Here is a 237-nt window from a genome sequence, read left to right as displayed (position 1 = left end):
CTCAAGCGAAGTTAAACAGGGCGTTGTACCATCAATTGCGAAAAGATTATGGATTAAAAGCGCAAATGGCTCAGTCAGCAATTCGTAATGTCGTTGCTCGTTATCGAACTGTTAAAACACAATTGGCTCAAAAACCTTATCGTTATAACACAGGCAGGCAGGATCAATATGGCAACGATATTTGGGAAAATGAGTCCCGCACTCTAGATTGGCTATGGTATCCGATTAGTTTCAAAC

General features: G+C 40.9%; 1 protein-coding gene. It reads left to right on the top strand.

Annotated elements, in window-relative coordinates; all coding sequences use genetic code 11:
• Window positions 1-35: 35 nt before the first annotated feature.
• A partial coding sequence (locus LJE08_RS14445) for a hypothetical protein (RefSeq protein ID WP_227403642.1) occupies window positions 36-237 on the top strand: 202 nt, incomplete at its 3' end.

Origin of the sequence: Holdemanella sp. DFI.5.55 (assembly GCF_020593575.1) — a bacterium.
GTDB lineage: Bacteria > Bacillota_I > Bacilli_A > Erysipelotrichales > Erysipelotrichaceae > Holdemanella > Holdemanella hominis.
Note: the sequence above shows the minus strand (reverse complement) of the source record. Positions and strands in the feature narration are given on the sequence as shown.